General features: G+C 44.5%; 9 protein-coding genes and 1 pseudogene. 7 read left to right on the top strand and 3 right to left on the bottom strand.

All coding sequences use genetic code 11. The features are described 5' to 3' along the window. The 4 genes and pseudogenes from ACP45E_RS08520 to ACP45E_RS08505 all read left to right on the top strand — a co-directional run. Window positions 1–190, top strand: a pseudogene (locus ACP45E_RS08520) (LysM peptidoglycan-binding domain-containing protein); the annotation flags it as partial. Window positions 191–245: 55 nt separating this feature from the next. Then, entirely contained in the window at window positions 246–1358 is a 1113-nt protein-coding gene (gene dprA, locus ACP45E_RS08515; RefSeq protein WP_017038336.1) for a DNA-processing protein DprA, read from the top strand. 2 nt (window positions 1359–1360) lie between these two features. Continuing rightward, the gene (locus ACP45E_RS08510; protein ID WP_017034329.1) at window positions 1361–1837 is read left to right on the top strand and encodes a DUF494 family protein; all 477 of its coding nucleotides are present in this window, start codon (window positions 1361–1363) and stop codon (window positions 1835–1837) included. Between the two features lie 33 nt (window positions 1838–1870). Further along, on the top strand, window positions 1871–2431 hold the full coding sequence (locus ACP45E_RS08505) for a DNA topoisomerase family protein (protein WP_017034328.1): 561 nt from the start codon (window positions 1871–1873) through the stop codon (window positions 2429–2431). A gap of 64 nt (window positions 2432–2495) precedes the next feature. Here the strand turns inward: ACP45E_RS08505 and ACP45E_RS08500 are convergent, their stop codons facing one another. Together ACP45E_RS08500 and purE are read right to left on the bottom strand one after the other, a co-directional pair. Further along, window positions 2496–3620: a 5-(carboxyamino)imidazole ribonucleotide synthase gene (locus ACP45E_RS08500; RefSeq protein WP_017038335.1), complete on the bottom strand. Its 1125-nt coding sequence runs from the start codon at window positions 3618–3620 to the stop codon at window positions 2496–2498. 3 nt (window positions 3621–3623) lie between these two features. Beyond that, entirely contained in the window at window positions 3624–4109 is a 486-nt protein-coding gene (gene purE, locus ACP45E_RS08495) for a 5-(carboxyamino)imidazole ribonucleotide mutase (RefSeq protein WP_017034326.1), read from the bottom strand. Between the two features lie 446 nt (window positions 4110–4555). Between purE and hemF the strand changes: the two genes are divergently transcribed. From hemF to ACP45E_RS08480, 3 genes are all read left to right on the top strand, one after another. Continuing rightward, a complete protein-coding gene (gene hemF / locus ACP45E_RS08490) occupies window positions 4556–5473 on the top strand; it encodes an oxygen-dependent coproporphyrinogen oxidase (protein ID WP_017034325.1) in 918 nt (305 codons plus the stop codon). Window positions 5474–5597: 124 nt separating this feature from the next. Continuing rightward, a complete protein-coding gene (aroE, locus tag ACP45E_RS08485) occupies window positions 5598–6434 on the top strand; it encodes a shikimate dehydrogenase (RefSeq protein ID WP_017034324.1) in 837 nt (278 codons plus the stop codon). Continuing rightward, window positions 6431–6697: a DUF1488 domain-containing protein gene (locus tag ACP45E_RS08480; protein WP_017038334.1), complete on the top strand. Its 267-nt coding sequence runs from the start codon at window positions 6431–6433 to the stop codon at window positions 6695–6697. Before aroE ends, ACP45E_RS08480 begins: the two co-directional genes overlap by 4 nt. 24 nt (window positions 6698–6721) lie before the next feature. Here ACP45E_RS08480 and ACP45E_RS08475 read toward each other — a convergent pair whose 3' ends face one another. Further along, complete coding sequence (locus tag ACP45E_RS08475; RefSeq protein WP_017034322.1) at window positions 6722–7267, bottom strand: gamma carbonic anhydrase family protein; 546 nt, start codon at window positions 7265–7267, stop codon at window positions 6722–6724. Window positions 7268–7559: the final 292 nt, after the last annotated feature.

Here is a 7559-nt window from a genome sequence, read left to right as displayed (position 1 = left end):
TACATCCATTGGCAGTTTAATGGTTATTCGGCCTTACCGTTATTTCAGCTTAGCCCTCATTACAGACAGCAAGGCGCCTATCAGTAGTGAGGCTTTGCTCGTGTCTCCAAATCATTCATTGAAAAAAACAACCAATACCACGGATGAGCTCTCTATTGTCAATCAACGTTCAATGATCGACGAAGGCTAGCCATGATGTCATTCACAAAGAGAGCGCTGCCCATTAAGGTTGTTAGTCTATTCTTATGTTAGAACGGGAGCTCGCCGCTTGGTTGGCGTTATCTTTTACCCCTAAGATCGGCAGTAAGGCACTCGCTCGGCTTATAGCGGTTGACGCACCGTGTAATCTGATGGATAGAGACACAGAATCGTTGTCCTCTCTTGGTTTATCTCGTGAGCAGATTACCTATTTTAAGCAAGGTTCTGAGCGTGATGTAGGTATGTGTATGGAGTGGTTCCAGGCATCCAATCATCATATTTTGACGCCTCTCGATGAGGAGTACCCTCCTTTACTCAAAGAGGTAGCCTTGCCTCCCCCTGTTTTGTTCGTTAAAGGTGATGTAACCACACTGTCTCATCCACAAATCGCTATGGTTGGCAGCAGAAATGCCAGTATGGAAGGATTGAATAGTGCTAAGTCTTATGCAAGTCGTTTTGTTCAGCATGGGTTAGTGGTGACGAGTGGTTTGGCTTTGGGAATTGATGGACATGCTCATGATGGGGCGTTGAGTGCGGATGGAAAAACCATTGCCGTATTGGGTTCGGGATTGGATCAAGTTTATCCATCTAGGCACAAGGGCCTGGCAGGACGGATCATAGAATCAGGGGCACTGGTGTCTGAGTTCGCTCCACAGATTAAGCCAAGGCCAACGCACTTTCCGCGCAGAAACCGCATTATCAGTGGTTTGTCGGTTGGGGTACTGGTCGTTGAAGCGGCAGAAAAAAGTGGCTCACTGATCACTGCAAGGTATGCCGCTGAACAAGGGCGAGATGTGTTTGCGATTCCGGGATCTATTTATAGCGGTAATAACCAAGGGGGGAATGCACTGATTAAAAACGGCGCTTGTTTGGTTCAAAGTGAACAAGATGTTTTAGATGAAATCGATACTTTGGTAGACTGGTCGATTAAACAACGGTTCAGCAGTCAAGCTGAGCTGTTTGATCAAATAGAGAGCGAACAAGAATTGCCATTTCCACAACTGTTAGCTAACGTAGGGGTAGAGGCTACGCCAGTTGATATTCTCGCGAGCAGGACCAATATACCTGTTCATGAAGTCATGATGCAGATCCTAGAGCTTGAGCTTTCAGGGCATGTTGTTGCAGTTTCCGGTGGCTATATTCGAAATGGGAGGGGCTAGCTATGATGATGGACATACTGATGTATTTGTTCGAAACCTATATCCATAGCGATGTGGAATTACAAGTGGACCAAGATGAACTTGAAGATGAACTTCTTCGCGCGGGGTTTCACGAGAAAGATATCTATAAAGCCCTTCATTGGTTGGAAGAGTTGGCATTACTTCAACAAAGTGATGAGCATTCGGCTATTTCTACTTGTGCAGCGACATCAATGCGCATTTACACGGCAAAAGAGATGCAGCGGCTTGATTTAGAAAGTCGTGGCTTCTTACTGTTTTTAGAGCATATTAATGTGCTCACAACAGAAACACGTGAAATGGTGGTTGATCGCGTGATGGGGCTAGAAACCAACGAATTTGAATTGGATGATTTGAAGTGGATTATTTTGATGGTGCTGTTTAATGTACCTGGAAATGAAAATGCTTATACGCTAATGGAAGAGCTGTTATACACAACCGAGCAAGGTATTTTGCATTAAGTTGCCACCTTTGATTAACCACTTAAGAGCCCAATGAGCAGTAAAATAGATCAACATTTATTTTCAAACCACGAGCATGCGCTAGAACATGAACCTTGCCCTAATTGTGATGGAAAGCTTCAACTCCGCCATGGCAAACACGGCCCTTTTTTAGGTTGTACTCAATACCCTAGCTGTGATTTTATTCGACCATTGCATCAAAATGATGGGCACATAATAAAACCATTGGGTGTCGCTTGCCCATTATGTACAAACGAGTTGGTTTTACGCCAGGGGCGATATGGGATGTTCATTGGCTGTAGTAACTACCCTACTTGTCATCACATTGAATCATTAGACAACAAAAGTGATGACAAAGTACCGCAGTACGCGTGTCCTGATTGCGGTAAAGGACACCTCGCTGAGAGGAAAACACGCTTCGGCAAGGTATTTTATGCATGCGATTGCTACCCTAAATGCAAATTTGCTGTAAATTTGCCCCCCGTTAAAGGTCGCTGTGAGCAGTGCGGTTTTCCATTGTTAGTTGAAAAGAAACTCGCCAGTGGGGTTAAGCTGCAATGTGCCGATAGACGTTGTCATCACATTCAGAAATAAATAAAAAATGACGCAATAGCGTCATTTTTTATTTGGTTTTTACATAGGTTACTGACACTAAAAATTAATTTTTAGCCAGCTCATGAATGGCTGGGTAAGCACGTTCATCGAGAACCTTAGCCAGAGAGGCCAAAGTCAGCTGAAGTTCTGTGGCTGATTGAGCTGAAACATTGATGTGTCCCATTTTTCGACCCGCCCGCTTTTCTTTTCCATACCAATGTATATGACAGCCTTCCGTAGAAAGCAGAGCGTCTGGTAGTTTGTCTTCACCCAGTATATTGACCATCGCAGTAGGGCGGATAAGCTTAGTTGATCCTAAAGCCAGACCACAAACAGCGCGTAGGTGATTTTCAAATTGACAGGTTTCTGCACCTTGCTGAGTCCAGTGTCCGGAGTTATGTACTCGCGGAGCTATTTCGTTGACCAGTAGTTGCCCATCAACATCAAAAAACTCTAACGCAAGAACGCCCACATAATCTAGGCGATTGGCAATCGCTGAAAACATCTGCAGTGCTTGGCTTTGCAGTTGGGGAGCATCAATGGCTGTTGATAAGCTGAGTACGCCATTGGTGTGAACGTTTTCCGCTAATGGGTAAACGGCAATGCTGCCATCTTTTGCTCTTGCTCCCACAAGAGAGACTTCTCGATTAAACGGAATGAAGGCTTCGGCCACAATCGATTGAGAAGGAGAAGAGGCGATACATTCAGCCATTTCAGACCAGATGGCATCAACGTCTTTTAGCGATTTAAGACGCCATTGACCTTTTCCGTCATACCCGCCTAAAGCACTCTTCAACACCATTGGAAGCTTAACGGATTCAATGGCGGCATCAAAATCTTCACGGGTATTAACGATGTAATAGTCAGCATTTCTCACCTGGGCTTGATCAAGTAGCGCTTTTTCTATTCGTCGGTCACCACCGGCTTTGATTGCTTCTGTCGTAGGAAAAAACTTTCCACTTTTTTCACAGATATCGAGCACATTATGTGGAATGTGCTCAAATTCAGCCGTAATCACATCGGCTTGTGCAATAGCATTTTCTAATCCTTGACCAATTACCGCCTGAGTCAAAGGATGAACGATGGTTTCACTGTTCACATCAAAGGCTGATATCTCAATATTAAGTGGTGCGCCAGCCAGTGACATCATTCGAGCAAGTTGACCTGCACCTAATACCAATACGTGCATGGTTTAGTCCTCAGCAGGATTCGGGTTGGCAAGGACGGTGTCGGTTTGTTCTGTTCGGAACGCTTCAACTTTAGCCATGACTGTCTCATCGTGTGTGCCGATAATTTGTGCGGCTAGAATTCCAGCATTGGCCGCACCTGCTTCACCGATAGCCAAAGTACCAACGGCGATCCCTTTAGGCATTTGTACGATGGATAACAATGAATCCATCCCTTTAAGAGCGCGAGATTGTACTGGAACCCCTAATACCGGAACACTGGTAAAGGCCGCTGCCATACCTGGTAAGTGAGCAGCCCCGCCCGCTCCAGCGATGATGACTTTAATGCCACGCTCTTTTGCAGTAGTGGCGTAATCTGCGAGTAGCTGAGGAGTTCTGTGCGCAGAAACGACCTTGGTTTCGTAAGGGACACCAAATTGGTCTAGCATCTCTGCTGCTAGTTTCATGGTTGGCCAATCTGATTTAGAACCCATAATAATGCCGACTTTCATCTCAAACTCCTTCAAGCTTCAATAATTAGGTGAGTGGATATTTTGGGCGCATTATACGGGTAAAATCGCATCAAGCAAACGTTTGCGCTGGTGTTAAAAGAAGAATCATACAATTTGTAAACAAATACCTTAGGCACGGATTGTGATTATTTGTACACTTACCATGCTCACTGCGGATAAATCAGAGTCAGGGTGCTAACCTGACGGGGTTTATTTCGTGCATCACCATCTCTGAAGTGTAGCCGCTGCTGGGTGATAAACGGTTTGCCATACTCGAATAGAAAACGAGTAGAAGCGATAAACCGAGTGAGAATAGAGATGCCAAAACCTCAAGGGTCGTAAGGCAAGGCTGACCATTTCGATAGAGAAAGTACGATATAGCAAGTTCGATAAAGAAAGTCAGATGAAGTCAAAAAGATAACCAAAATCAGCGTTGGACAAGAATGATGGCAAGTATTGATAAGCACAAAGTGAAGCAGTTTCTATTATCACTGCAAGATAACATCTGTTCTGCACTAGAACAGGCAGATGGCACGGCTAAGTTTGAACATGACGATTGGGAGAAAGGTCCGAGTGAGCGACTTGCTGGTGGTGGCCGAACACGAGTTATGCGTTATGGGCATGTTTTTGAGCAAGGTGGTGTTAACTTCTCACATGTCTTGGGCGAACAAATGCCAGCATCAGCTACGGCGCACCGGCCAGAGTTAGCAGGCCGAAGATTTGAGGCGATGGGTGTTTCGTTAGTGATGCATCCTAATAACCCGTATATTCCGACGTCTCATGCTAATGTGCGCTTTTTTATTGCTGAAAAAGAGGGCGAAGACCCGATCTGGTGGTTTGGTGGCGGTTTTGATTTAACGCCGTTCTATCCTTTTGAGGAAGATTGTCAGCATTGGCACAATGTTGCCAAAGATATTTGTGAGCCTTTTGGTGCCCAGGTATATGCCGAGCATAAAGCTTGGTGCGATAAATACTTTTTCTTACCACATCGCAAAGAAACGCGGGGCGTTGGCGGTTTATTCTTTGATGATCTTAACCAGTGGGGCTTTGATAAGTGCTTTTCCTATATGCAAGCGGTGGGAGAGGGCTTTACTGATGCCTACTTGCCTATTGTTGAGCGAAGAAAAGAGACGTCATTTGGTGAAAGAGAGCGCGATTTTCAGCTTTACCGTCGAGGACGTTATGTTGAATTCAACCTGGTGTATGACAGAGGAACGCTGTTCGGATTGCAAAGCGGAGGGCGGACTGAATCGATTCTTATGTCGATGCCACCATTAGCTCGCTGGGAATATGCCTACCAGGTAGAAAGTGATTCCCCAGAAGCGGCGCTTTACGATCACTACCTAAAACCTCGAGATTGGTAATCGATCGCTTTCTATAGGCTTTCTTCTTTATGTAGTTTCTTCTATTTAGAGTTAGTGATAGGGTCATATTTTAAGGCACATGTCTTTTAGTGTGACTCTTTTTAATTTCTTATAGGTTAAGGATATGACTCAGCAAATAGATCGTTACGTGGTTTTCGGCAATCCCATCACACAAAGTAAATCTCCCTTCATCCATACTCTATTTGCGCGCCAAACCAATCAGCCTCTTACTTATGTGTCGGCTTGTCCGCCAAAAGATGGATTCAAACAAGCGGCAACGCTCTTTTTTTCAGAAGGCGGCAAGGGCTGTAATATTACGGCGCCTTTTAAAGAAGATGCTTATCAATTCGCTGACCGTTTAACAGAGCGAGCACAGTTAGCGGGCGCGGTGAATACGCTAAAGAAATTAGATGATGGAGAGATCATTGGTGATAATACTGATGGTGAAGGGCTCGTTCAGGATCTCCTTCAATACCAAGTGCCTTTGAAGGGTGCTCGTATTCTATTGATTGGGGCTGGTGGGGCTGCAAGGGGGGTAATCAAGCCGCTTTTGGATCAAAACCCAGCTGAAATTATTATTACCAATCGAACTCATGCAAAAGCTCAACAGCTCGCAGACATGTTTGAATCTTATGGAAATATTAAAGCGATCAACATAGGGGAAGTGGATGAGTCTTTCGACGTCATCATCAACTCCTCTTCATCCGGCTTAACTGGCGACTTGCCAGCAATATCTCCAGCAATATTTTCCCCTTACAGCGTTGTCTATGACATGGTGTACGGCTCAGGAAAAACGAAATTTAACCAATGGGCGGCAGAGCACTCGGTGTCAGCCACCTATGACGGTTTGGGAATGCTCGTCGGCCAAGCCGCAGAAAGTTTTATGCTATGGAGAGGATTGAGGCCTGGCTCAAGACAAATCCTAAGAGAGTTACGTAAAAATTTGGAAGGTCTTCAATGAATCAGTCTATTTTATTTCCAGACATGCAGAACTGGGATGAGAATTTAGAGAGGGTGAGCTTCCCTGCCCAACAAGCTGGTGCATTAATCGAATGCTATATATCAATGGAGCAACTAGGAAAATTATCTGCTCAAGAAGTGAAGTCACCACAACAAGCGCTTGATGTGTTTAATCAGTATCGTTTCGATATTGAAGAAATAGTAGAAGAAAAAATAGAGCAAGAAGAATGGACCTCTTCTGGCTCTATTGATGTGTTGCTCTAACTTGGGCAAAGACGAGTCTTAGAGTTAAATAGAAGTGACGTTATTGATATAGTCATTTTTATTCTGAACATAGTTATCAGAAGATTTTTGCAAAAAGGCTTGTTCTTTTTCGGTTAAGGGCCGAGCCTGCTTAACGGGGCTACCCACATAAAGGTAGCCACTTTCTAAGACCTTGTTAGGGGGGACTAAGCTTCCTGCACCGATCATGACATCGTTCTGAATTACCACACCATCTAGGACGATTGCTCCCATGCCGACTAAAACGCGATCATGAATCGTACAGCCGTGTAGCATCACCTTATGTCCTACGGTCACGTCATCACCAATCAATAACGGGTAGCCTGCAGGGTTTTCGATATTCTTATGCGTAACGTGTAGCACGCTACCATCTTGTATGTTGGTTCGTTGACCAATATGGATATGATTTACATCTCCGCGAGCAGCGACCAAAGGCCAAATACTCGAATCATCACCAATTCTAATGTCACCCACTAAAACAGCACTACTGTCTATATAGACGCGTTCACCAATATCCGGGGCGATTCCTTTATAACTGCGTATTGAACTCATAAATTCTCCTTAGTCATTAGGATTAAACGGCAAATATGGACGAATTAGTAGCAAAAATGGTCTCTTTGATTGAAAATTATCCAGGCAGTTAAGGAAATCAAAAAAAATTAAAAAAAGCACTTGCCAACGTGACCGCGATCTCTATAATGCCCCCTCGCTGACACGGGAAAGCATCATTACTTCGGTTTTGAAACGCCCAGCCAGCAAGGTCTACTAGCTTAAGCCGAGTGCTTAAAATGTTTTGAAAAAGTGGTTGACACTAAAAATCAAATCGCTAGAATGGCCGTCCGCT

It is taken from the genome of Vibrio genomosp. F10 str. 9ZD137 (assembly GCF_049974785.1).
GTDB lineage: Bacteria > Pseudomonadota > Gammaproteobacteria > Enterobacterales > Vibrionaceae > Vibrio.
This window is presented reverse-complemented; position numbering and strand designations above follow the sequence as displayed.

Excerpts from the sequence above, each read along its gene's own strand:
- dprA (WP_017038336.1), top strand. The coding sequence starts at position 246 with ATGTTAGAACGGGAGCTCGCCGCTTGGTTGGCGTTATCTTTTACCCCT.
- ACP45E_RS08510 (WP_017034329.1), top strand. The coding sequence starts at position 1,361 with ATGATGATGGACATACTGATGTATTTGTTCGAAACCTATATCCATAGC.
- ACP45E_RS08505 (WP_017034328.1), top strand. The coding sequence starts at position 1,871 with ATGAGCAGTAAAATAGATCAACATTTATTTTCAAACCACGAGCATGCG.
- ACP45E_RS08500 (WP_017038335.1), bottom strand. The coding sequence starts at position 3,620 with ATGCACGTATTGGTATTAGGTGCAGGTCAACTTGCTCGAATGATGTCA.
- purE (WP_017034326.1), bottom strand. The coding sequence starts at position 4,109 with ATGAAAGTCGGCATTATTATGGGTTCTAAATCAGATTGGCCAACCATG.
- hemF (WP_017034325.1), top strand. The coding sequence starts at position 4,556 with ATGGCAAGTATTGATAAGCACAAAGTGAAGCAGTTTCTATTATCACTG.
- aroE (WP_017034324.1), top strand. The coding sequence starts at position 5,598 with ATGACTCAGCAAATAGATCGTTACGTGGTTTTCGGCAATCCCATCACA.
- ACP45E_RS08480 (WP_017038334.1), top strand. The coding sequence starts at position 6,431 with ATGAATCAGTCTATTTTATTTCCAGACATGCAGAACTGGGATGAGAAT.
- ACP45E_RS08475 (WP_017034322.1), bottom strand. The coding sequence starts at position 7,267 with ATGAGTTCAATACGCAGTTATAAAGGAATCGCCCCGGATATTGGTGAA.